The organism is Streptomyces sp. NPDC055254, from assembly GCF_053606025.1.
The window spans coordinates 28,905-50,869 of sequence record NZ_JBSGQV010000020.1 but is presented as its reverse complement, the minus strand read 5'-3'; the positions used below and the strand labels follow the sequence as shown (position 1 = coordinate 50,869).

At 74.0% G+C, this 21,965-nt stretch carries 19 protein-coding genes, 1 tRNA gene, 1 pseudogene and 1 riboswitch; of the genes and pseudogenes, 6 read left to right on the top strand and 15 right to left on the bottom strand.

Annotation, left to right across the window (positions count from 1 at the left end; all coding sequences use genetic code 11):
• Positions 1-135: 135 nt before the first annotated feature.
• The 6 genes and pseudogenes from ACWFQ8_RS20135 to ACWFQ8_RS20110 all read right to left on the bottom strand — a co-directional run.
• Positions 136-942 carry a sugar phosphate isomerase/epimerase family protein gene (locus ACWFQ8_RS20135; protein WP_453787602.1) on the bottom strand — a complete coding sequence of 269 codons (807 nt, stop codon included), beginning with the start codon at positions 940-942 and terminating at the stop codon, positions 136-138.
• Positions 939-1,103 carry a hypothetical protein gene (locus ACWFQ8_RS20130; protein ID WP_453787601.1) on the bottom strand — a complete coding sequence of 55 codons (165 nt, stop codon included), beginning with the start codon at positions 1,101-1,103 and terminating at the stop codon, positions 939-941. Before ACWFQ8_RS20130 ends, ACWFQ8_RS20135 begins: the two co-directional genes overlap by 4 nt.
• 213 nt (positions 1,104-1,316) lie before the next feature.
• On the bottom strand, positions 1,317-2,219 hold the full coding sequence (locus ACWFQ8_RS20125; RefSeq protein ID WP_453787600.1) for an ABC transporter ATP-binding protein: 903 nt from the start codon (positions 2,217-2,219) through the stop codon (positions 1,317-1,319).
• A complete protein-coding gene (locus ACWFQ8_RS20120) occupies positions 2,216-3,238 on the bottom strand; it encodes a FecCD family ABC transporter permease (RefSeq protein WP_453787656.1) in 1,023 nt (340 codons plus the stop codon). Before ACWFQ8_RS20120 ends, ACWFQ8_RS20125 begins: the two co-directional genes overlap by 4 nt.
• 89 nt (positions 3,239-3,327) lie before the next feature.
• Positions 3,328-4,317, bottom strand: coding sequence for an ABC transporter substrate-binding protein (locus ACWFQ8_RS20115; protein WP_453787655.1), 990 nt, complete (start codon positions 4,315-4,317; stop codon positions 3,328-3,330).
• A gap of 36 nt (positions 4,318-4,353) precedes the next feature.
• Positions 4,354-4,493, bottom strand: a riboswitch (cobalamin riboswitch).
• An 82-nt stretch (positions 4,494-4,575) separates the two neighbouring features.
• Positions 4,576-4,914: pseudogene (locus tag ACWFQ8_RS20110) on the bottom strand (HD domain-containing protein); the annotation flags it as partial.
• Between ACWFQ8_RS20110 and ACWFQ8_RS20105 the strand changes: the two are divergent.
• Both ACWFQ8_RS20105 and tgmC read left to right on the top strand, forming a co-directional pair.
• A complete protein-coding gene (locus ACWFQ8_RS20105) occupies positions 4,868-5,749 on the top strand; it encodes an ATP-grasp ribosomal peptide maturase (RefSeq protein ID WP_453787599.1) in 882 nt (293 codons plus the stop codon). The pseudogene ACWFQ8_RS20110 and the gene ACWFQ8_RS20105 overlap by 47 nt on opposite strands.
• Positions 5,746-6,912 (top strand): ATP-grasp peptide maturase system methyltransferase, encoded by a 1,167-nt coding sequence (tgmC, locus tag ACWFQ8_RS20100; RefSeq protein WP_453787598.1) that lies wholly within the window; start codon positions 5,746-5,748, stop codon positions 6,910-6,912. The genes ACWFQ8_RS20105 and tgmC overlap by 4 nt, the downstream gene beginning before the upstream one ends.
• 226 nt (positions 6,913-7,138) lie before the next feature.
• On the opposite strand, the gene ACWFQ8_RS20095 is transcribed toward tgmC, so the two are convergent.
• Positions 7,139-7,215 (bottom strand) — tRNA-Trp (locus tag ACWFQ8_RS20095).
• A 315-nt stretch (positions 7,216-7,530) separates the two neighbouring features.
• Between ACWFQ8_RS20095 and ACWFQ8_RS20090 the strand changes: the two genes are divergently transcribed.
• Entirely contained in the window at positions 7,531-8,865 is a 1,335-nt protein-coding gene (locus ACWFQ8_RS20090; protein ID WP_453787597.1) for a glycoside hydrolase family 18 protein, read from the top strand.
• Positions 8,866-9,087: 222 nt separating this feature from the next.
• Positions 9,088-10,011 (top strand): aldo/keto reductase, encoded by a 924-nt coding sequence (locus tag ACWFQ8_RS20085; RefSeq protein ID WP_453787596.1) that lies wholly within the window; start codon positions 9,088-9,090, stop codon positions 10,009-10,011.
• Between the two features lie 85 nt (positions 10,012-10,096).
• On the opposite strand, the gene ACWFQ8_RS20080 is transcribed toward ACWFQ8_RS20085, so the two are convergent.
• The 6 genes from ACWFQ8_RS20080 to ACWFQ8_RS20055 form a co-directional block, all read right to left on the bottom strand.
• A complete protein-coding gene (locus tag ACWFQ8_RS20080) occupies positions 10,097-10,384 on the bottom strand; it encodes a hypothetical protein (protein ID WP_453787595.1) in 288 nt (95 codons plus the stop codon).
• Positions 10,385-10,660: 276 nt separating this feature from the next.
• A complete protein-coding gene (locus tag ACWFQ8_RS20075; RefSeq protein WP_453787594.1) occupies positions 10,661-10,996 on the bottom strand; it encodes a putative quinol monooxygenase in 336 nt (111 codons plus the stop codon).
• A gap of 164 nt (positions 10,997-11,160) precedes the next feature.
• Positions 11,161-11,904 (bottom strand): IclR family transcriptional regulator, encoded by a 744-nt coding sequence (locus ACWFQ8_RS20070; RefSeq protein WP_453787593.1) that lies wholly within the window; start codon positions 11,902-11,904, stop codon positions 11,161-11,163.
• Between the two features lie 195 nt (positions 11,905-12,099).
• Complete coding sequence (locus ACWFQ8_RS20065) at positions 12,100-12,993, bottom strand: SDR family oxidoreductase (RefSeq protein ID WP_453787592.1); 894 nt, start codon at positions 12,991-12,993, stop codon at positions 12,100-12,102.
• A gap of 402 nt (positions 12,994-13,395) precedes the next feature.
• A complete protein-coding gene (locus ACWFQ8_RS20060) occupies positions 13,396-14,388 on the bottom strand; it encodes a PfkB family carbohydrate kinase (RefSeq protein ID WP_453787591.1) in 993 nt (330 codons plus the stop codon).
• Positions 14,382-15,074: a bifunctional 4-hydroxy-2-oxoglutarate aldolase/2-dehydro-3-deoxy-phosphogluconate aldolase gene (locus ACWFQ8_RS20055; protein ID WP_453787590.1), complete on the bottom strand. Its 693-nt coding sequence runs from the start codon at positions 15,072-15,074 to the stop codon at positions 14,382-14,384. The genes ACWFQ8_RS20060 and ACWFQ8_RS20055 overlap by 7 nt, the downstream gene beginning before the upstream one ends.
• An 89-nt stretch (positions 15,075-15,163) precedes the next feature.
• Here ACWFQ8_RS20055 and ACWFQ8_RS20050 point away from each other — a divergent pair, with 89 nt between their 5' ends.
• Positions 15,164-15,967: an IclR family transcriptional regulator gene (locus ACWFQ8_RS20050; RefSeq protein WP_453787589.1), complete on the top strand. Its 804-nt coding sequence runs from the start codon at positions 15,164-15,166 to the stop codon at positions 15,965-15,967.
• 47 nt (positions 15,968-16,014) lie between these two features.
• Here ACWFQ8_RS20050 and ACWFQ8_RS20045 read toward each other — a convergent pair whose 3' ends face one another.
• The gene (locus tag ACWFQ8_RS20045) at positions 16,015-18,159 is read right to left on the bottom strand and encodes a hypothetical protein (protein ID WP_453787588.1); all 2,145 of its coding nucleotides are present in this window, start codon (positions 18,157-18,159) and stop codon (positions 16,015-16,017) included.
• A 427-nt stretch (positions 18,160-18,586) separates the two neighbouring features.
• On the opposite strand from ACWFQ8_RS20045, the gene ACWFQ8_RS20040 reads away from it, so the two are divergent.
• Positions 18,587-20,293, top strand: coding sequence for a sigma-70 family RNA polymerase sigma factor (locus tag ACWFQ8_RS20040; protein ID WP_453787587.1), 1,707 nt, complete (start codon positions 18,587-18,589; stop codon positions 20,291-20,293).
• A 78-nt stretch (positions 20,294-20,371) separates the two neighbouring features.
• Here ACWFQ8_RS20040 and ACWFQ8_RS20035 read toward each other — a convergent pair whose 3' ends face one another.
• On the bottom strand, positions 20,372-21,763 hold the full coding sequence (locus ACWFQ8_RS20035; RefSeq protein ID WP_453787586.1) for a glutamate decarboxylase: 1,392 nt from the start codon (positions 21,761-21,763) through the stop codon (positions 20,372-20,374).
• Positions 21,764-21,965 lie beyond the last annotated feature (202 nt).

Sequence of the window (21,965 nt, the reverse complement as noted above, 5' to 3'; positions counted from 1 at the left end):
GCGGTCCGCCACAGGGGCCGGGGCGCGTAGAGGGTGCGCTGCGGGCCGCGCGGGGTGTGTCAGCGGCCGGCGAGCCGGAGCGGTACGCCTTTCGGTCCTGGTTTCCGCCACGCGGTCGATCCGGAGCGCGGCTTCCTACTCCGCGTGACCGGTGGGGCCCGTGCCGGACACCAGTCCCGCCAGGTACGCGCGGCCCCGCGCGAGCTGTCCGGGGAGCTCGGCGGCCCCGGGGTACCAGCGCTTCTCGTACTCCCAGCAGAGCCAGCCGTCCCGGGGTGCGGCGGCCACCGCAGCAGCGAGGGGCAGCACTCCGGCACCGAGCCCGAGCGGGGTGAGATCCCGCGCCGACGCCACGTCCTTCACCTGTACGTAGCCCAGGTGCCCGGCCAGGGCCTGCCGCGACGCGGCCGGGGATTCGCCGCCGAGCCAGGTGTGCAGTACGTCCCACAGAGCGCCGGCGCCCCGATGCCCGACGCGGTCCAGCACCCGGGCGGTGGCGGTCGCGGTGCGGTGCGAGTCGTGGGTCTCCAGCAGGATCCGCACGCCGTGGCGCGCGGCGTACGGGGCCCCGGCCCGCAAGCGGCGTACGGCCAGGGCGTCCGCGGCCGCCTCGGGCAGGTCCCCGCCCCCGGGGAAGACCCGTACGTAGGGGGCTTCCAGGTCGTGGGCGAGCCGGACCAGGGCGCGCAGTCCGGCGAGGACCGGTTCGTCGGGGCCCGCGGCGGCCACCTGGACGTAGCCTGCGACACCGAGCACGGTGACGCCGGCGGCGGTGAAGACGCGCAGGCCCGCGGCCCGGTCGGCGGCGGCGCTGTCGGGGTGGAGCGGTTCCTCGGGGTGGGCCCGCAGTTCGAGGCCGGCGAAGCCGTGCTCGGCAGCGAGCGCGACGCTGCGCCCGAGCGGCGTACCGGGCAGCCCGAGCGTGGAGAAGGCGTACCTCACGACCGGCTCCCTCCGGCGGACGGCGGCGCGGTGGAGCCGGCTCCGCCGGCGCGGACGATCCCGCCGGCCCGTTGGCCTTCGAGGAGGGTGGGGCAGGCGCGCGAGATTGGCGCGGACGGGACTCCCGCGGGCGCCGCGACCTCGGCCTTGGTCACCGCCATGCCGCACCCCTCCCTCTCGGTTCCGGTCATCGTCCCATCGGGCGGACCGGCTTCCCCGTCTTGTCCTTCGCGAAGATCCGTGCCGCGGGCCTCGCCTACTACGCCGGGCGTCCGCTTCACCGACCGGCTGGCCGCAGGACGGAGTTCGTCGACCGGCCGTACGGCTACCGGGAGGGCGGCGCCGCGTAGGCCTCCGCCCAGCCCCGGGGCGTGTCAGCGCCGTACCGCGCGCTCCGGGGGTACGGGGAGGTAGACGATGTTCGGCGCGCCGGTCTCGGGGTGGACCCCGATCCGCGTGGCCACCCCGTAGACCTCGGCCAGCACCTCTTCCGTGAGCACCTCCGCGGGCGGGCCCGACGCCGCCACCCGTCCCTCCGCCAGGACGTACAGCCGGTCGCAGAAGGCCGCCGCCAGGTTGAGGTCGTGGAGGACCAGGAGGCCGGTGGCGGGCAGCCCGCGGACCAGGCGCAGGATCTCCAGCTGGTAGCGGATGTCCAGGTGGTTCGTCGGCTCGTCGAGGGCGAGCAGGCCGGGGTCCTGGACCAGGGCCCGGGCCACCAGGGCGCGTTGGCGTTCGCCGCCGGAGAGTTCGTCGAAGCGGCGCCCCGCGAAGGCGCCCGCACCGACCGTCTCCAGGGCCTCGGCGACCCGTCGTACGTCGTCCGCGCCGTCCTGCTCCCAGAACCGCTTGTGCGGGCTGCGTCCCATGGCCACGACCTCGCGGACGGTCAGCCCGGAGGCGCCGCCCGCGTCCTGCGGGACGACCGCCACGCGCCGCGCGCGCTCCTTGACGGTGAGCGCGCCCGCGTCCTTGCCGTCGAGCCACACCCGGCCGGCGGTGGGTCGCAGGGCGCCGTAGACGCAGCGCAGCAGGGTGGTCTTGCCGCTGCCGTTGGGGCCGACCACGCCGACCGTCTCGCCGGGACGGGCGGTGAGGTCGACGCCGCGGAGCAGGGTGTGCCCGTCGACCTCGTACCGCACGCCCTCGACGGCGAGTTGCGCAGGGAGCGCCGCGTACCGCACACGCTCCGTGCGTTCGGCGGGGCGCGCGCGTGCGGCGGGGTCCGTGGGCTTGGCGGGGCACGTGCGTGCGGCGGGGTCCGTGGGCTCCGTCATCCGGCGATCCCCTCGGTACGCGTGGAGCGGCGCAGCATCCACAGGAAGAACGGTCCGCCGACGAGCGCGGTGACCACGCCGACGGGGATCTCCTCGGGCGCGGCGGCCGTACGGGCGAGCAGGTCGGCCAGGGTCAGGAACACCGCCCCGCCCAGTGCGGACACCGGCAGCAGTGCGCGGTGCCCCGCGCCGACGACCATCCGGGCGGCATGCGGAACCATCAGGCCCACGAAGCCGATGGCCCCGCTGTAAGCGACGAGCACGCCGATGACGAGGGAGGTGAGGACGAAGACGGCCGCCCGGAAGCGCGCCGTGTCCAGCCCCAGCGTCTGCGCGCCCTCCTCCCCGGCGAGGAGCAGGTCGAGCGGCCGGGCGAGGGCGACCAGCAGGCCGGTGCCGAGGAGCAGCGCGGCGGCGGGCAGCGCCAGTTCGTCCCAGCGGGCTCCGCCGAGGCCCCCGAGGGTCCAGAAGAGCACGGTCCGCACCTGGTCCGGCTGCGCGGCGAGCACGAGCACCAGGCTGGTCAGCGCGGACAGGACGTACTGCACCGCGACTCCGGCGAGGATCAGCCTGCCGGTCGTCAGGGAGCCGCCGCGGCGGGCCAGCGCGTAGACGGCGACGAGCGCCGCCAGGGAACCGGCGAAGGCGGCGAGCGGTACGCCGAGTTGTCCGGCGACGGCGAGGACGCCGGTACCCGAGCCGAGGACGATCACGAGGACGGCGCCCGCCGAGGCCCCGGAGGAGGCGCCGAGCAGGAAGGGGTCGGCGAGCGGGTTGCGCACGAGCGCCTGCAGCACCGCGCCCGCGACGGCGAGCCCGGCGCCGACGACGGCGCCCAGGATGACGCGCGGCGCCCGTACGTCCCACACGATGGTGGCGAACGCCCCGGTGGGCCTGCGGCCCGACAGGCCGCCGAGGACGATGTCGACGACCTGGCCGGGAGCGATCCGTACGGGCCCCAGCGCCAGGCCCGCGACGGCGGATCCGAGGAGCGCGGCGGTGAGCAGGAGGAGGATCAGGACCGGCGGGAGGCCACCGCCGCCGCCCGCCGGGGCTCCGGCTCCGGGACCGGCGGTGGCCCCGCGGAGGGCCACGGACGGACGGGGCGTCACGCGGCGTCGGGGTGCAGCTGGCCGCCCAGCGCCTCGACGGCGTCGGCGACCCGGACGCCGAGGACGGCCGAGGAGAGCGGCAGGACGACGAACCGCCTGTTCTTGACGGCGGGAACCTCCGCCAGGGCCGGGTCGTTCAACAGCCGCTGCTTCTTGGCGTCGACGGTGGTGCCGCCGTAGTCGTAGATGAGGACGACCTCGGGCTTGCGCTCGATGACCTTCTCCCACGCCACGTCACCGAAGGTGTCGTCGAGGTCGGCGAACACGTTCGCGCCTCCGGCGAGGGAGATGATCTCGGTCCCGATCCCCCTGCCGCCCGAGGTGAAGGCGGATCCCTCGCCGGAGTCGTAAACGAAGACGGTCGGCCGGGCCTTGTCCTTGACCCGGGCGGCGACGGCGTCGACGCGCCGCTGCTCCTCCTCGATGAGCCGCGCGCCCCGCTCGGGTACGCCGAAGGTCCGGGCGACCTCGGTGATCTCGGTCTTGAGCACGTCGAGACCGACGGGGCCCTCGGTGCAGTACTCGACGTTGAGCCGGGTGTTGATCCCCGCCTTGCCGAGTCCTTCGCGGTCGCGGCCCTGCGCCTTGTCGAAGGCGCTCGCGTAGCCGCCGTACACGAAGTCGGGGTCCGCGCCCAGCAGCACCTCCTGGGAGGGGTACTCCCGGGCCAGCACCTTGATCTTGTCGTAGGCCGGACGGTAGGCGGGCAGCACCGCGTCGTCGAGGTAGGCGGAGCCGGCGATCCGGTCCTCCAGCCCGAGGGCGAGCAGCACCTCGGTGGCGTGCTGGTTCATGGTGACGGCGCGTCGCGGCGGAGCCTGATAGGTGGTGCTCACACCGCAGTTGGTGACGGTGTACGGGAATCCGGGCGCGGCGGCCGCGCCGGGGGCCGGCTTCCCCGCGTCCGGTGAGGCACCGCAGGCGGCCACGGGCAGCAGGAAAGCGAGGGGTACGAGTGCGCGCAGAGCGGCGCGGGAACGTGACATGGCGAAGCCTCTCCGGGGGATCCGCGTCCCCTGGTCGACGTGAAGAGGCGGTGCGTCAGTGTCTGACTTCCGGTTCCCCGCGCGGGGAATCCGGTCACAGTGGCGGGACCGCACCGGAATCGCACCGGTTTCCTGTCCTGCACCGCCTGGGCAATGCGCCCCAGCTTGCCACACGTTCCGCCGCCCCGACCCGCACGCCCCCGCCAAACGAGAAAGGCCCGCATCGGCGGGAGTTCCCGCGGGGAGGGGGCGCTTTCGCCCCTGGGCTCGGTACTCGATCCCTTGAAGCAAGCACTCCAGCTTGTCGGCGTCACGCGCGCAGATCGCCTCCGGCGAGTCCTTGGCTTCGTACTCCGCGACCAGATCCTGAATCGTCGATGCCAGAATCTCGGGCATACCCGCCGTCTGGTCGGCGGTCACCGCCGCCGGATCGGCTGCGGTCGAGTACTTCCTGCCCAGGTGGTTCACGTCGCCGGTGCGGGTCTCCTGGGTGTCGTGCCAGACGGCGAGGAACGCGGCCCGCGCGGGGTCCGCGCCTTCCAGTTTCGCGATGATCGAGGCGATGAGCGAGGTCCGCCAGGAGTGCTCGGCCGGCGAGGGCTTGACGGTCTCGGCTCGGTACGGCGTCCGCCCGGCCCACGCGGCCGGGCGGATGCTCACCCCGTCGAGAGCCGCCGACCTGGAAGACGTGGGAGCGGTGTACTGGCGCCGCCCGACATGGCCGTCCTTCACCCACCTGGGACCGGACGACGCCCGGTTCGCGGCCGCGCAGACGCGCTACGGGCTCGGCGGTGTGCTGCACGCGCTCCACGGCCCCCTCTGGGTGAACCACCCCATGCGGAACGCCGAAGCCGCCTACAAGCCGCACCAATTGGCCTGCACTCTTCGCCTGGGGCTGACCGCGCCACCCACCCTGATCACCAACGACCCGGCCGACGCGCGCGAGTTCGCCGCCGCTCACCCTGCAGTGATCCACAAGACGCTCCGGGCCACGCCCTACGAGCGGGACGGCGTCCCTGTTGTGTCGTGGGCGGAGCAGGTCACCGCAGACGAGATCGACGACCGGATCCGAGTCGTCCCGCACCTCTTCCAGGCACGGGTCGACAAGGTGTGCGACGTCCGCGTCACGATCGTAGGCCGCCAAGTCTTCGCTGTGCGCATCGATTCCGAACTCCTGGACTGGCGGCGGGACTACGCTGCCCTGGCGTACTCGGTGGCCACGCTTCCCGCCCCGCTGGAGGAAGCCCTGCTCGCCTTCCTCGATGCCTTCGGCCTCGTATCCGGAAGCTTCGACCTCGCAGTGGACCGTGCCGGCGCCTACTGGCTGCTGGAGCTGAATCCGAATGGTCAGTGGGGCTGGCTGGAGGAGCACACCGGGCTCCCCATGGCGGCCGCCTTCGCTGACCTGCTCTCCCGAGGAGGTACCCGGTGATCGATACCAGCCCCCAGCGGCAGGCCCTCGCCGATGGGCTCGAAGCCGCGGGCGCGATCCGCACCCCGGCCTGGCGGAAAGCCGTTGAAGCCGTCCCCCGTGAGGTGTTCCTGCACCCCGGCGTCTTCCTCCCCACCGGCGGGGGACTCTGGAAGCCCGTAACCGCGGCCGGCACGGACCCGGCCGAGTGGGCCCGGATCGCGTACACCGACGACTCCCTCGTCACGCAGCTCGACGGGCACCTCACCCCCGACCAGGCTCCCGGCCCGGTACCAGGCACCCCGAGCTCGTCATCCACGATCCCGCGGCTGGTCCTGGAGATGATCGAGGAGTTGGAGGTCGAGGACGGGCACCGCGTGCTGGAGATCGGCACGGGCACCGGGTACTCCGCTGCCTTGATGTGTCACCGCCTGGGCGAAGACAACGTCACGACGATCGAAGTGGATCCGGGCGTCGCCGCCCGCGCCGACACGGCCCTGGAGGCCTTCGGCTTCTCCACCTGGACCGTGACGGGGGACGGGCTCCTCGGTCTGCCCCGGCGCGCCCCCTACGACAGGGTGATCGCCACCTGCGGAGTCCGACGCATCCCCTACACGTGGGTACGGCAGACCCGCCCCGGCGGCGTCATCCTCGCCACCATCGGGTCGCTGCTCAGCGGGACCGGCCTCGCGAAGGTCACCGTGGGCGATGACGGGACGGCCGAAGGGCGGTTCATCGCCCACGCCAGTTTCATGCAGGCACGCTCCCAGGCTGTCGTGCCCATCGCCGGAGACCTGTCCTCCCGCGTGGCGTACCCCAGTTCGGAACGGCCGGCCTCGGTCGCTCCGACCGACCTCGACGAGCCGATGCAGGCCGTCCTGGCGCAGCTGGCAGCACCGACAGCCCAAGTCCTACGAGCCCGGACGGCGACGGGCGCACCGCTCTTCTACCTCTTCGACCCGGACCGGGAGGCCTTCGCCGAGCTGGTGAACGACGACGACGGATGGCTCGTGCGTCAGGGTGGCCCCGTATCCCTGTGGGACGACATCGAGCGCGCCCTTCTCGGATGGCACGACCTCGGCCGGCCCGGCATCGCCGAGTTGCGGCTGCGGGTGACCGAGCGCGCGCACACGTACTGGATCGACGGTTCGCCGAACCTGCACTGGCAGCACCCGCTTGGCTGACACCCGCTGACTGCCTCGGCCGGTCCCCTTCCAGCCTGGGCTTTTCTCGCGACTCCCCACCCGGCAGCCGACTCCAGCGTCGGGCAGGGCTTCCATGGCCGGATCGTCAGGCGTTCGGGCCGGCGGGGGGCCGGCTGGCGATCCTGAACGCAAGAGAGCCCCGCCGAATCATCGGCGGGGCTCGTACCTTTTCCCAGCACAGGAGGCTCGCGCGTCCCGTTCTGCGTGGCAGGGGCGGCAGGATTCGAACCTGCGGCCTTCGGTTTTGGAGACCGGCGCTCTGACCAGCTGAGCTACACCCCTTCGGCGAGACCAACCATGACACGGCTCGGGCCGAAGATCCACTCATTACATCGATCAACCGGGTGGAAGTTCCGATCCGCCACGGGCGCCGAATCCTTTCGGGCGGCCGATAGGTCCGGCGTCCGCTCCGGCCCGGCCGCGGCACCGCGGCCGGCTGCTCCCGCGCCCGGAACCCCGTTCCTGACGTGTCCGGGGCGGGCCGTCCGACCTGGCACTTTCCGCCACCCCCTTGACCACTCTGGTCCAGACCAATAGTTTCCGGCTTGCACCGCGCACGCGCTCACGCCCCACTCCCCGCATCCGCAAAGGAAGCCCATGCGCCGCAGCATGCTCGGCAGGCTGGTCATCGCCGCCTGCTCCCTCTCCCTGCTGACCGCCTTCGCACCCGCGGCCGGCGCATCGCACGACAAGGAGCCGGGCGCCCACGACCGTTCGTACAAGAAGGTCGGGTACTTCACCCAATGGGGCGTGTACGGCAGGGACTTCCAGGTCCAGGACCTGGATGCGAACGGCTCCGCCGGCAGGCTCACGCACATCAACTACGCCTTCGGCAACGTCAGCCCGGAGGGCAAGTGCTTCACCGGCAACGTCCCCGGTGAGGCCGACGCGTGGGCCGACTACGTCCGCCCGCTCGACGCCGAGAACTCCGTGGACGGGGTCGCCGACACCTGGGAGCAGCCGCTGGCGGGCAACTTCAACCAGCTGCGCGAGCTCAAGGCCAAGCACCCCGGCCTGAAGGTGCTCATCTCGCTCGGCGGCTGGAGCTGGTCCACCCACTTCTCGGACGCCGCGCTCACCCCCGCCTCCCGCAAGGCCTTCGTGGAGTCCTGCATCGACCTCTACATCAAGGGCAACCTGCCCCAGGACGGCACCCGCGGCGGCGCGGGCGCGGCCGCGGGGGTGTTCGACGGGATCGACCTCGACTGGGAGTGGCCCGGCTCCGCCGGTGACACCGACACGAAGTTCCGTCCGGAGGACCGGCGCAACTTCACCGAGCTGGTCAAGGAGTTCCGCACACAGCTCGACGCCTACGCGAAGAGCCGGCCGAAGAAGACCGCCTACGAGCTGACGGCCTTCGTACCGACCGCCCCGGCCAAGATCGACGCCGGCTTCGACGTCCGCCGGATCATGCGCGACCTCGACTTCGTGACCTTGCAGGGCTACGACTTCCACGTCTCCGGCGAGCCCGTCACCGCCCAGCAGTCCGCGCTCCGCGCCCGGGGCGACTTCAGCGTCCAGGGCACCGTCGAGGCCTGGCAGCGGCGCGGCGCGCCCGCGCACAAGCTCGTGGTCGGCCTGCCGTTCTACGGCCAGGGCTGGACCGGTGTCAGCGGCGGCGGCGACGGGATGGGACAGCCCGCCACGGGCCCCGCACCGGCCACCTGGTCCGCGGGGTACGAGGACTACAAGGCGCTGAAGAAGCTGGCCGAATCCGGGACCTACCGGCTCCACCGCGACGTGCGGGGCGGCCACGCCTGGCTCTTCGACGGCACCACCCTGTGGACGTACGACGACCCGCAGGTGCTGCGCGCCAAGACGCGCTACATCCGCGAGGAGGGCCTGGGCGGCGCCATGTTCTGGTCGCTGGACGCGGACACCGCCGACGGCGAGCTGATGACGGCCGTCGACCGGGGCCTGCGCGGCCGCTGACCGCACCGGTCACCACCCGCACCGGTCACCACCCGCACCGGTCCCTACCCGCACCACGCACACCCTCCGCACGACAAGCCCCACCCTGACCATCCACTCCACCGGCACCACCCGCACCACCCCCGACCGGCGCCGCCGGGCCGCGCCTTGTGATCCGGCCCGGCGGCGTCCCACCACCTACCGGCTGGCCTGTCCGGCCCATGGGCCGGATACGGTCGCGCCATGAGTACCGAAATGATCGATGCCGCGGCCGCGGGGACCTGGCGGCTCGGCGACCTGAGCGTCAAGCGGATCGGTTTCGGCGCGATGCGACTGCCGCAGAGCGGCCGGGCGTTCGCCGCCGACGCCGTGCCGCGCGACCGGGACCGCGCCGTGGGCGTGCTGCGCCGCGCCGTGGAGCTCGGTGTCGACCACATCGACACGGCCGCGTTCTACTTCTCCCGGCTGCGCTCCGCCAACGAACTGATCAACCGCGCGCTCTCCCCGTACGCGGACGACCTGGTCATCAGCACCAAGGTGGGACCCGGTCGCCATCCGGACGGGAGCTGGTGGTGGGCCGAACCCGGACAGCTGCGCGGGCAGGTGGAGGAGAACCTGCGCCAGCTGGGCCGCGACCACTTGGACCTGGTCAACCTCCGCATCCGTCCCGCCCGGGCGGACGGGCCGATCGCCGAGCACTTCGGGGCGCTGGCCGAGCTCCGCACGGCCGGCCTGATCCGGCACCTGGGCATCTCCTACGCCCGCCCGCAACACCTCGCCGAGGCCCGGGCCATCGCGCCGGTGGTGTGCGTGCAGAACCCGTACGGGATCGGCTCGCCGGCCGAGGACCACGCGTTCGTGGACGCCTGCGGGGAACAGGGCGTCGCCTTCGTCCCCTTCTTCGCCATCGCCGGCGCGGCCAAGGAGTCCGGGGCGGTCGCGGACGACAGCGGGCGGGTGCGCGCGGTGGCGCGGGCCCACGGCGTGTCCCGGGCGCAGGTGCGCCTCGCGTGGACGCTGAGCCGCGGGCCGCACGTGCTGGCGATCCCCGGTACGGGTGATCCCGACCACCTGGCCGAGAACATCGCGGCGGGGGCGCTGCGGCTGTCGGCGCGGGAGGTGGAACTGCTGGCCTCGCCCGACGGACAGGACGCCTGCGACGCGTAGGGCGTCACTTTCGGATCGTGCCGGTCAACAGGTCATCCCATGGGACGTGTTCGGCTTCGCCGCGGACCGCCCTGGGGGTGAGGAGTCACTCCTCACACTGCCTGATGCACCCCGCGCTGGGCTTCCATGCACAGCAGGCGCGGCGACGCGGCGTGGCGTCGTCTCGATCGTGGAACTCCGTGATGATGCGACCGTCCTCGATGCGCGACACCCCTTGCTGCTTGCTGAAGTCGATCTTCAGTGTTTCGAGCTCCATCCTCAAGCAGGTCACCGCATACCTGTCAGCGGCCTCGGGGTACTTGGCGAACACGCTGTCGAGTTCGCGGAAGAACTCGGGGTCGCGCTCCGGCCCGCATGCGGGCTTTGCCTTCATGGCTACGCTCCCAAGCGTCGAAGAATGCACAAGTCCCCCGATTGAGATGGTCTCGCAGCCTCAATACCGGCGCCACTCGGCCGGCACTCGCACCCGCGGGAAGAAGTGCGCCTCCGCAGCGGATGGCCCGCGCGGACTCCGGCCGGACCGCCCGGCGCCCTACCGTTCGCCGACCGCCGCGTTGCCGTGACGGAGCGGTGCCACGCCCATGGCCGGCTGAGGGCGGTCGAACTCCCCTTGAAATAAACGGAACAAAGGGAGGAGACGACCTCTGAGTCAACCTATCGGGGGCGGGGGGGACAGCTCGGCCATGGCGCTCCAGCCCTGGCCGGGGACCTCGACGTGGATGATCTCCGGGGTGGCGGCGATGGCACCGGCCAGCGTCTCCATACCGGCCTTGAAGTGCGCGGACGCGACGTGCGCGGCGCCCGCCTCCGCATCGGCGAAGGCCTCCAGCAGCGTGTACTTGTTCGGGTCGTCGACGCTGCGCGACCAGTCGTAGAAGAGGTTCCCGGGCTCGCTCCGGGTGGCGCGGGTGAAGTCGTCCACGAGGGTGAGCCAGTTGTCGCTGTGCTCCGGACGGACGTCGAACCTGACGGCAATGAAGATCATACGGACCAGCTTGGCACCGCGGCCCGCACCCCGCACGCCGGGTACGCGCCGATTCCGGCAGGGCCGGAAAACGCAGGGCCGGGAAGCGCCGGGAGGGGAAGCGCCGGGAGGAGAGCGCCGGGACGGCAGCGCCGGGACGGACAGCGCACCACGGCGCCGCGCCGTCAGAGCAAGCCGGCCGCCGCCCGGGACAGCGCGGTACGGATCTCCCCGGGACGCCGCCGGAACTCCGACGCCGGCAGGGCCACGGACAGGGCGTGCACCGCCGCGTCCTCGCGCGGCCGCTGCCCCGACAGGGCGACCGCCGCACAGGTGAACGCGGGGTCGGCCTCCCCGACGGAGACGGCGAAGCCCTGCCCGCGCACCCGGGACAGCTCCGCCTCCAACCGGTCGGCGCCGGTGATGGTGGCGTCGGTCAGGCGCGCCATGCCGTGCTCCGCCAGGTAGCGCCTGCGCGTCTGCCGGGGGAGCGCGGCGAGCAACACCTTGCCGTGCGCGGTGGCGTGCGCCCGTGTCTCCCGTCCCGGCGTGAAGGGGTTTGCGGTGTCCGTGACGGGCGCCGTCGTGTCGACGACCGTGATCAGCCCGTCCCGGTAGGTCGTGCAGTACGCCTCCCCGCCGGTGGCGCGGCGCAGCCGGACCAGCAGTTCGGCGGTGCGCGGCGCGGGCTCCAGCTGCCGCAGGAAGCTCCGGTGCAGCCGCGGCACGACCGGGCCCGGTACGTACCCCCGCGCCGTCCTGAGCAGGTAGCCGCGGCCCGTCAGCGGGGCCAGCAGATGGTAGGCCGTGGACAGCGAGCACCCCGTCCGGCGCGCCAGCACTTTGGCGCTGACGGGGCCGTCCGCCGCTGCCACGGCGTCGAGGAAGGCCAGCGCCCGGTCGACGGACTGCGGACCGGTGTGCGGCATGAGGGGATCCCCGGGGCGGCGAGTGCGGTACGAGACGTCCCGAGCCTACAGCGACAGACAGCGACACCGGCCCCCGCGGCATGCGTCCGCGCCCGCCGTACCGGAACCGTGGAATTCCCGACCGCCGCCGCCCGGTGCAGGGTCGGTACGCATCCTTTGACCGGCCGGTTCGAACCGCATCCGGTGGCGAACGCGTCAGTCCGCTTGGGACGTGGACCTCGTGGCGTGCCGGTCGGATCGTCCGCCGGCGCCCAGCAGGCCGGTGGGCTCCACCCGGCCGCGTTCGGCCAGGCGCGGCAGCGCCCGGCGCGAGACCGCGGTCACCACCATGGGCAGATAGGGCCGCAGCGGCTGGACGTAGCGCAGTCGGGGTGGCGCGTACACGGTGGGCGACCGGTGGTCGACGCTCCGCGCGATCCAGCCCGCGACTTGGGCCACCGGGTAGGTGCGGCGGGCCCCGGGTGGCATGTGGGCCCGCAGTTCCCTCAGCACGGTGTGTGCGTCGGCATCACGGATCATGTCCGTGTCCGTCCAGTGGACGTAGGCGATGCCGACGGCGACGTGCTGGTGGGCGAGCTCGGCTCGGAGGGATTGGGCGAACGATTCCACCCCGGCCTTGGAAGCGCAGTAGGCGCTCATGAGGGGGGCCGAGCCGAACGCGGCGGTGGAGGCGATCTGCAGGAAGTAGCCGCGCGTGGCGAGCATGCCGGGGAGGAAGGCGCGGGCGGTGACGGCGCTGCCCACCAGGTTCACCTCGATGACCCGTCTCCACGTGGCCGGGTCCGAGGTGGCAAAGGGACCGCCCTCGGCGATCCCGGCATTGGCGATCACCACGGACGGCGGACCCAGCGTGTCCGAGACTGCCCGTGCGGTGTGGTCCATCGCCTTGTCGTCCGTGACGTCGACCGCGTAGCAGCGGGTTTCGACCGGCAGGGTACGGGCGATCTCTTCGAGGCGCTCGCGTTCGCGCCCCAGCAGTGCGACCCGCATCCCGCGCGCGGCCAACTCGCCGGCCAGGCCCGCACCCAGACCCCGGGCAGCGCCCGTGACGACAGCCGTACGGCCCCGCAGAACATGTTTTCGACTCATGGACGTCCTCCCCGTGGGGCGCCCTCCTCATCGGCGCCAACAGATGCACATATCACCACGAAAAGACCCATAAAGCTTGCACGATGCGGTCGGCTGTCCCTGCCGGAAGTCGTCCAACGACAGCACGCTTGAGAAGCCGCCCGTCCCATTGAGGGCGTCTCGTCGCAAGAGGCGTCGCCGGCCGCACCAGGGCGAACACGCCAAGGAGCCGGCCGACGTCGAGGCCGGTCGTCGCTTCCGGTCCAGGTGATGTACAAGTCGCCGCCGGTGAGGGCAGGTGGGTGGCTCGATTCCTGAACCGGGTGCTCTCGGGGGCGAACGCTCCTGATCGATACACCTGGGACGGGCGCGTCAGGGCGGTGGCAGCACGGGGGCCGGGGCGGGGCCGGGGCGGGCCGCGGGTTACCGGGTGCCGTTCCGGTGGGCTGCGGCCAGTGCCGCCGTTTCGGTGAAGGAGGGGACGCGGCCGGTGCCGCCACGGCCGGAGACCGAGAGCGAGGCGGCGGCGGCGCCGTAGGCCACGGCTTCGGCGAGGGAGTCCCCCAGGACGAGCCGCGCCGTGGCGGTGCCGGTGAAGCAGTCGCCCGCGCCCGTCGCGTCGAGCGGCGCCGGGTTGACGGGCACGGGGTGGTGGGTGACCGCGCCCCCGTGGTCGAGGAGCAGCCGGTCGGCGCCCGAGGTGACGGCGACCGTACGGGCGCCGAGCGCGCGGAGCCGGACGGCCGCGGTGCGCGGGTCGTCGGTGCCGACCAGCGCGCGGGCGTCGGCGGGGCACGAGGCTTTGAGCAGGCCGGTGAGCGGGGCGATCCGGGTGAGCAGCTCCCTGGCCTCGGTCCGGCCGGACAGCCGGGGACGGAAGTTGGGGTCGTACGAGAGGTGCCCGCCCGAGGCGTGCACCGCCCGGGCGGCGGCCAGCACGGCGGCGCGGCTGCTGAGCGAGAGGGCTCCGGTGACGCCGCTGGTGATCAGCGCGCCGGAGCCGGTCAGCAGCTCCCGCCAGGATGCGACGTGGCGCGGGGAGAGCGTGGAACCTGCGCTGCGGGCCCGCCAGTAGACGAACTCGCGGTCGCCCTCGGTGTCGGCGGACAGCAGGTAGGCGCCGTTGGGGTGCGGGGCCCGGCGGACGTGGGAGACGTCCACGCCGAGCTCTTCGGCCCGGCGCAGGAGCGGCACGCTCAGCTCGTCGTCGCCCACGACCGCGAGCAGGGCGGTGCGGGCCCCGGCGGCGGCCGCGGCGGCCGCCGCGTTGAGGGCGTCGCCGGAGTAGGAGAGCCGGGCCGGGGTGCCGTCGGTGGCCTCGCGCAGGGCGGTACCGGCGTGGATCTCGACGAGCACCTCGCCGAGGACGAGCACGTCGTAGCGGTCCGCCCCGGGCCGGCCGCTGCCGTTCAGCACGCGGACCCCCGGGGCCGGGCGGGGTCGGCGCGGTCGGCGCCGTCGGCGCGGTGTGCCCTGTCGGCGCGGTCGGCGCGGCAGGGCCGGTCCAGGGCGGCGAACACGGCGGCCAGTTCGTCCGGTTCGGTCGGCAGGCCGTTGCCGATGCCCACGGCGTCCGCGCCGGCGGCGAGCCAGTCCCGGACCTCCGCGGGGCGGATGCCCCCGGTCGGCACGATCAAGGCCCCGGGCAGCACGGCCCTCAGGGAGCGGATGAACCGAGGGCCGCCGACGTGGGCCGGGAACACCTTGGCGGCGCCCGAGGCCCGGACGGCGGCGGCGATCTCCCCGGGGGTGAATCCGCCCTCGATGAAGACCGCTCGGCGGCGTTCGGCGACGGCGCGGACCTCGGCGGCCGGGTAGGGGGAGATCAGGAAGCCGGCGCCCGCATCCAGGGCGGTCTCGGCCTGCTCGGCGGTGGTGACGGTGCCGACGCCGATGAGGGCGGGGCGGCCGCGTGCGTCGGCCAGCGCGGTGGTGCGGGTGACGGCCCCGGCCCAGCCGGGGGTGGAGGTGGTCAGTTCGACGGCCCGGCAACCCGCGGCGAGCAGAGCGGTGGTCCGCCGGACGGCCGCGTCCGCGTCGGTGTCGCGCAGCACCGGCAGCAGCCGCTGGGCGGCTATCACCGCGTACGGGTGGCAGGACAAGGAACCCTCCTTATTTGTTCCACGTAGTGGAACGGAGTATCGTATGCCGGAACCAGCTGGTCTAGACCCTACACACCCGAGGAGACTCCGTGTCAACGAACGGGGCCGACGAGGCCGAGCAGTCGCAGGACGGCGGCGTCCGCGCCGGACGGACCTCGGCGGCCGGTTCCGCGCTGGAGAAGTCCCTGCGCGTCCTGGAGGCGGTGGCCGCCCCGGGCGGGCCCCACCGGCTGGCCGACGTGACCGCGGCGGCCGCGGTGCCCAAATCCAGCACCTACCGGATCCTCGCCTCGCTCGTCCAGCAGGGCTTCGTACGCCAGGAGAGCGAGAGCCGGTACGGGGTGGGGCCCCGGCTGCGCGGGCTGTCCGCGCTGGTCAGCGGCGGGGAACCGGCCAGCATCGAGCGGATCCTGGGCGACCTCCGGCAGGCCACGGGCCAGACGGTGCACCTCGCCCTGCACAGCGGGGAGACGATCACCTACATCCGGAAGCTGGAGAGCGAGCAGCCCTTCCGGACGGCCTCCCGGACCGGTATGCGCATGCCCCTGCACACGACGGCGATCGGCAAGAGCATCCTGGCGCACCTGCCGGCCGAGGAGGTGGAGGCGCTCGTCGCGGCCACCGGGCTGCCGCGCCGCACGCCGAGGACGCTCACCACCGCGCGGGCCCTGCGGGCGCAACTGGCCGAGATCCGCACCCGCGGCTTCGCGCTGGACGACGAGGAGAACGAGCCGACGATCCGCTGCGTCGGCGCCGCGATCCTCGCTCCGAACGGCCGGCCGGTCGGCGGGGTCAGCGTCACCACCGTCACCTTCCTCGTCTCCCGCGAGGAGATCGAGGCGTACGCCCCGGCCCTGCGCATCGCCACCGAGGCCCTGGCCCCGCTGCTGTGAACGCCCGCGCCGCCCGAACGGGCCGGGCGGCACCGCCCGGCACGGGATCACTCGGTCGTGGCCCGGAGTTCGCGCGCGCGGCGCAGGTGGCGGTGGCCGGGCTCCAGGAACCGGGCGGATTCCGTAAGGACCCGATCCAGCACGGCGGCGGCGTCCTCCCGACGGCCGCCGGCCAGCAGGGCGCGGGCCAGTTCCAGGCGGGTGTGCACCACGTGCGGATGTTCGGCGCCCAGCACCCGGGCACGGTCTGCGGCCAGGTCCGCCCAGGCCCGCCCCGCCTCCTCGGTGCGGCCCGCCCGGGCCGCCAGCGCGGCGCGGGTCGCCCGGACGGCCAGGGTGTGCGGGTGGTCGGGGCCGAGCTGCTCGCGCGTGTCCGCGAGGAGCCGGGCCGACTCCCGTTCGGCTTCGGCCTCTCCGGCCGATCCGTACCAGATGAGGCCGCGACGCAGGGCGAGCACGGCGGCGCGGTCCGCGGCCGGGTCGCCGCCCTCCCCCGGGCCGCCCGGCCGGCCGTCCGCCGGACGCGGGCGCAGCCGGTCGGACAGCAGCGCCGCCAACTGGCGGGCCGCCGTGCGACGGTCACCCGCCTCGCCGGTGAAGTAAGCGGCTTGGTGCCGAGCGGCGAGGGCGTCGGGATGGCCGGGACCGAGCGCCGCCGCCGCGTCGGCGGCGAGGTCGGCGAACCGCGCGGCGGCGGCCCGGAAGTGGCCCGCCTCGCCGGTGAAGAAGGCCAGTTGGTACCGGGCGGCGAGGGTGTCGGGGTGCCGGTCCCCGAGCCGGAGCTCGCACCGGCGGGCGAGGGCGGCGAGATCGGCGGCGGCCCGGCGCGGCCGACCCGCGTCACCGGTGGCGACGGCCAGGGGCAGCGCGGCGGCCCCCACCCCGCCGGCCAGCGCGCGGGAGAGGGCCTGGACCGCCCGGTCGGGTCGCCCGTCGCGGTGCGCGCGCAGTCCCAGGTCGTACGCGTCCTCGGGCGCGGCGCGAGCCAGCAGTCCCCGCCACAGGTGGTCCGGGGCCGGTCCCGCTCCGGGTAACCCGTGGAGCAGGTGGTCGCCGGCGGTGCAGCCCCGGTCGGCACTGCCCTCCAGCAGGCCGCCGGTCGTGGGCCCGGGTTCGGACCCGACCGCCCAGTCCCATGCCTCGGCGAAGGGTTCGGGGCGGATGTCCGCGCCGCCGCGGCCGGCCAGGTAGGGCGCGTGCAGGTCCCGCAGCCACGCCTGCGGTACGGGGCGCCGCAGCCCGGCGCGGCGGCAGTCCACCGCCGCCGCGACCAGGGCGGCGCCGCGCGGACGGGCGCCCGGAAGCCGGGCGTCCTCCCACCGGGACAGCGACCGCGGGCCGCCCGCGAGGACTTCGGCCACCCCGGCGTGGTCCCCGGCCCGCAGGGCGGCGCCGATCCGCGGGTCCGCGCGGTGCTCCCCGGCCCGGCGGCGTTCCCCGGGGGACCAGAGCCGGGCGACCTCGACCACGGCGGACGTGCGGCCGAGCAGCTCGTGCGGGGTCCGCCAGGAGTCCCGGTCGGAGCCGGTGAGCCGGGTCTCGTCGCGGCGGCGGTAGCTGCGGTAGGCGTCGGGCCGCATCGTGGCGAGCACCACGACCGCGCGCAGCTCGTCCAGGTGGGCGGGGGTGAGGCCGCGGGCGCCGAGGTGGTCCTCCAAGCCGTCCAGCCACAGCACGGCGCGCCGCCGGCGCGCGGCGACCCGCACGGCCTCGGGCAGCGCGGCGCGGGACAGCGGGCGCACGAACGCGTGGCCGGGGAAGCACGAGCGGGTCACCTCGTAGGCGAGCCGGGTACTGCCCGCCAGGGGCTCGCCCAGCAGCAGCACGAAATGGGGCCCGCGCCCCGACAGGGCTGCGCGCAGGGCCGGTTCGGCGTCGCGTCCGACGAAGGCCGGAGGCCCGCCCGGGGCTGCGGCAGGGCGGACTCCGGCCTGTTCGGGGTGCAACCGGCGCATCCGGGGGATCCGCCCGGACGGGGTGCGCGCGAGCCGCCCGTCCGCACGGTCGGCGCCGTCGGGTCCGATCGCCGTCCGCCCGGTGGACGGCGTCGCGGCCTCCGGTGTCCACGGTGGCGCCGACGCGGACCCCGTCGCGCCCGTCACCGCGCCGGCCCCGGTCGCGCCGGTCGCCCCGCCGGTCCCGGTCCCGGTGGCGCCGAGCGCGGCGGTCCACAGGGCGGCGACCCAGAGCATCGCGGTCCCGTTCCCGGAGTCCGGGGCGCCCGCGGCGCACGCACCCGCCAGTGCCAGGGTCAGGGCTCCCGCGCCCAGTCCGACCGCGACCGGATGCCCCGTCCGGGCGCGCGCGCGGCCGGACGCCCGTAAGAAGCTCGGCGGGAACCTTCGTGAGAACCGGACCGACATGTCGCCCCCAACACGCCCTTGTCGCTCTATTGTCCCCCGTGCGGGCGTTCGGGAACCGTGTCGCGGCCCGGGTCGCGCGCAGGCGGGGTGGGCGGGGAGGTGCCCCGCGCCGGGGGATGCGATGCTGGCGCCCCGGTGGCCGCTCGCCACGCGGACGTCCGGAAACGTCTTGCGGATAAGTGTTATCGAGGCTCCTCTCGACGGTCTCCCAGGTATTGGGCATCATCGACCGCCGGTACGGACAGGGAAACATCACATGAGTACTCAGCACACGGCAGCTCTGGTTGCAGCGGCCCGCGCGGGCGATCCCCGCGCGCAGGACGAGCTCGTCAGCACCCATCTGCCGCTCGTCTACAACATCGTCGGGCGGGCCCTGAACGGGTCCTGCGACGTGGACGACGTGGTGCAGGACACGATGCTGCGGGCGCTCGACGGGTTGGGCGGCCTGCGGGCGGACGAGAGCTTCCGCTCCTGGCTGGTGGCGATCACGATGAACCGGGTACGGGCGCACTGGCAGGCCCGCATGAGCGGCTCCGGCGAGAGCGGGCTGGAAGCGGCCGAGGACGTGGCCGACCCGGGAGCCGACTTCGCCGACCTCACCGTCGTCCGGCTGAACCTGTCGGGCCAGCGCCGCGAAACGGCCCGGGCCACCCGTTGGCTGGAGCCGGACGACCGGGCCCTGCTGTCGCTGTGGTGGCTTGAGTGCGCCGGGGAACTGAGCCGGGCGGAAGTGGCCGCGGCGCTGGAGCTGTCCCCGCAGCACACGGCGGTGCGCGTACAGCGGATGAAGGCGCAGCTGGAATCGGCGCGGGTGGTGGAGCGGGCGCTGGAGGCGCAGCCGCCGTGCGAGGGGCTGCGGACGGTCGTGGCGGGCTGGGACGGCCTGCCCTCGACCTTGTGGCGCAAGCGAATAGCCCGGCACGCGCGCGAGTGCGTGCGCTGCTCCGGCCTGTGGAGCGGGCTGGTTCCGGCGGAGGGGCTGCTCGCCGGGCTGGCCCTCGTCCCGGTCTCGGCAGCCCTGCTCGCCGGCGTACGGACGGCCGCCGCGGGCGGCTTCACCCCTGTGGGCTCCGCGCACGCCGCCGCTGCCCCCCACGCCGCAGACAGCGCCTTCGCGGACGCGGCGACGCAGCTCGCTTCGACCGTGTCCGGCCCCGACCGGGCGGCCCGCCGTCGCGCGGGCGACCTGGGCGCGGAGGCCGGGGCGGGCCCTGGCGGGCGGGGCGCGCTGCGCAAGCGGCGCCGGAACCGCCGTCGGGTGATCGGGGGCGCGGTGCTCGCCGCGTGCGTGGCGGGCGGCGGTCTCGCGTACCTCGGCACGCTGCCCGGTGCGGGCGACGCCGAGGCGGGCGGCGCGGCGCCGGCCGCCCCGCTGGCCGCGCTGTCGGCGACCGAGTCCGGTGCGCTTGCCTCCGGTTCGGCTTCCCCCTCGTCCTCCCCCTCCCCCGCGGCCTCGCCCTCGCCCTCCGCTCCGCCGAGCCCGACCGCGGCGAGCCCCACCGCGACCCCCTCCCCGACCCGTACCCGCGCCGGCTCGCCGACGCCGCGGACCTCCGCGCCCGCGCCGGCGCCCGCCCCGCAGGGCACGGCGGGTCAGGTCGTGGCCCTGGTCAACGCCGAGCGCGCGGCCGCCGGCTGCGGGCCGCTGAAGGAGGACGCCCAATTGCGGGCGGCCGCCCAGGGGCACTCGGACGACATGGCGCAGCGGGACTTCTTCTCGCACACGAGCCCCGACGGCTCGGATCCCGGTGGGCGCACGACGGCCGCCGGGTACCGGTGGTCGACGTACGGGGAGAACATCGCCAAGGGCCAGCAGACCCCGAAGTCGGTGATGGACGCGTGGATGAACAGCGAGGGGCACCGCAAGAACATCCTGAACTGCGCGTTCAAGGACATCGGGGTGGGGATCCACCAGGGTCCGGGCGGTCCCTGGTGGACGCAGAACTTCGGGGCCCGGCAGTAGCGTCGGTCGCGACGGCGAGGGCGGCGGGAACGGCGGCCGTCCGCACCTCCCCGCGGGCCCCGGCCCGCCGGACACCCCTCAGTGGTGGAAGCCGGAGCGGGGCTGCGCGGCGGGGACGGGCGGGGGCGTCGCCGCCAGGTGGTCCACGGCCTGCCGCAGATCGTCCGCGAGCAGCGCGATCTGGTCGCGGGTGACCCCGTGCCGGACCAGGACGCGCTGGATGACCGTTTCCTCGCGGTCGGCGGGCAGCGGGTACGAGGGCACCTGCCAGCCGCGCATCCGCAGCCGGTCGGAGAGGTCGTAGAGGCTGAACCCGGCTCCGGCCGGGTCGGTGAGCGTGTAGGAGACGGCGGGCAGGGCTCCCTGGCCGTCGTACAGGAGGGTGAAGGGCCCCATCTCCTCGATGCGGCCCGCCAGGTAGCGGGCGGTGTCGGCGCAGGCCTGCTGGACCTTCCGGTAGCCGCTGCGGCCGAGGCGCAGGAAGAGGTAGTACTGGGCGATGACCTCGCCGCCGGGGCGGGAGAAGTTGAGGGCGAAGGTCGGCATGTCGCCGCCCAGGTAGTCCACGTTGAAGACGAGGTCCGCCGGGAGGAGGTCCGCGGTGCGCCAGACGATCCAGCCGACGCCGAGGGGCGCGAGGCCGTACTTGTGGCCGGAGGTGTTGACGGAGGCGACGCGCGGGAGGCGGAAGTCCCACACGACGTCGGGGTGGAGGAAGGGCGCGACGAAGGCGCCGCTGGCCCCGTCCACGTGGATGGGGACGTCCCAGCCCCGTTCGGCCTGGATCCGGTCGAGTTCGGCGGAGATCTCGGCGACGGGCTCGTAGTCGCAGGTGTACGTGACGCCGAGGATGGCGACGACGCCGATGGTGTTCTCGTCGATGTGCGCGGCGAGCTGGTGTGCGCGCAGTCCGGTCGCGCCGGGCTCCAGGGGGACCTGGCGCAGCTCGACGTCGAAGTACCGGGCGAACTTCTCCCAGCAGACCTGGACGGGTCCGCAGACCAGGTTGGGCCGGTCGGTGGGGAGGCCCTCGGCTCGGCGGCGTGCGCGCCAGCGCCACTTGAGGGTCAGGCCGCCGAGCATGGCGGCCTCGCTGGAGCCGGTGGTGGAGCAGCCGGCGGCGGGTGTTCCGGCGGGGGCGTTCCACAGGTCGGCCAGGATGCTGACGCAGCGGGACTCGATCTCGGCCGTCTGCGGGTACTCGTCCTTGTCGATCATGTTCTTGTCGAGGCACTCGTTCATCAGGCGGTGCACGCCGTCGTCCGACCAGGTGGTGCAGAAGGTGGCCAGGTTCTGGGCGGCGTTGCCGTCGAGGAGTAGCTCGTTGTGGAGCAGCTCGTAGACGACCTCGGTGGGCGAGTGGTCTTCGGGCATCCGGTACTTGGGGAGGATCTGGCCGCTCAGGGCGGACGCGAACACGTCCGTGCCGGCGTCGGGGGCGTGTTCGTCCTTCGTCTCATGAAGAGCCATATCCGGACTATAGGTGTGGAATCCGAAAATCTGCTGCATACCGTGATCGAACGAACGGGACACGCAGCGGGGCCCGTGTCGACACGCACGGCTTCCGGCCGTCTCCGGACTGTGACCCCTCACATAGGGACCCATGACCAGCAATAAAAACTACTGTCAGATAAAGTTCTTTCTGGAGATCTTCCCGTCACGACCACTGGAG

Excerpts from the sequence above, each read along its gene's own strand:
- ACWFQ8_RS20130 (WP_453787601.1), bottom strand. The coding sequence starts at position 1,103 with ATGGCGGTGACCAAGGCCGAGGTCGCGGCGCCCGCGGGAGTCCCGTCC.
- ACWFQ8_RS20125 (WP_453787600.1), bottom strand. The coding sequence starts at position 2,219 with ATGACGGAGCCCACGGACCCCGCCGCACGCACGTGCCCCGCCAAGCCC.
- ACWFQ8_RS20115 (WP_453787655.1), bottom strand. The coding sequence starts at position 4,317 with ATGTCACGTTCCCGCGCCGCTCTGCGCGCACTCGTACCCCTCGCTTTC.
- ACWFQ8_RS20105 (WP_453787599.1), top strand. The coding sequence starts at position 4,868 with ATGATCGAGGCGATGAGCGAGGTCCGCCAGGAGTGCTCGGCCGGCGAG.
- ACWFQ8_RS20090 (WP_453787597.1), top strand. The coding sequence starts at position 7,531 with ATGCGCCGCAGCATGCTCGGCAGGCTGGTCATCGCCGCCTGCTCCCTC.
- ACWFQ8_RS20085 (WP_453787596.1), top strand. The coding sequence starts at position 9,088 with ATGAGTACCGAAATGATCGATGCCGCGGCCGCGGGGACCTGGCGGCTC.
- ACWFQ8_RS20080 (WP_453787595.1), bottom strand. The coding sequence starts at position 10,384 with ATGAAGGCAAAGCCCGCATGCGGGCCGGAGCGCGACCCCGAGTTCTTC.
- ACWFQ8_RS20075 (WP_453787594.1), bottom strand. The coding sequence starts at position 10,996 with ATGATCTTCATTGCCGTCAGGTTCGACGTCCGTCCGGAGCACAGCGAC.
- ACWFQ8_RS20070 (WP_453787593.1), bottom strand. The coding sequence starts at position 11,904 with ATGCCGCACACCGGTCCGCAGTCCGTCGACCGGGCGCTGGCCTTCCTC.
- ACWFQ8_RS20065 (WP_453787592.1), bottom strand. The coding sequence starts at position 12,993 with ATGAGTCGAAAACATGTTCTGCGGGGCCGTACGGCTGTCGTCACGGGC.
- ACWFQ8_RS20045 (WP_453787588.1), bottom strand. The coding sequence starts at position 18,159 with ATGCTCTGGGTCGCCGCCCTGTGGACCGCCGCGCTCGGCGCCACCGGG.
- ACWFQ8_RS20040 (WP_453787587.1), top strand. The coding sequence starts at position 18,587 with ATGAGTACTCAGCACACGGCAGCTCTGGTTGCAGCGGCCCGCGCGGGC.
- ACWFQ8_RS20035 (WP_453787586.1), bottom strand. The coding sequence starts at position 21,763 with ATGGCTCTTCATGAGACGAAGGACGAACACGCCCCCGACGCCGGCACG.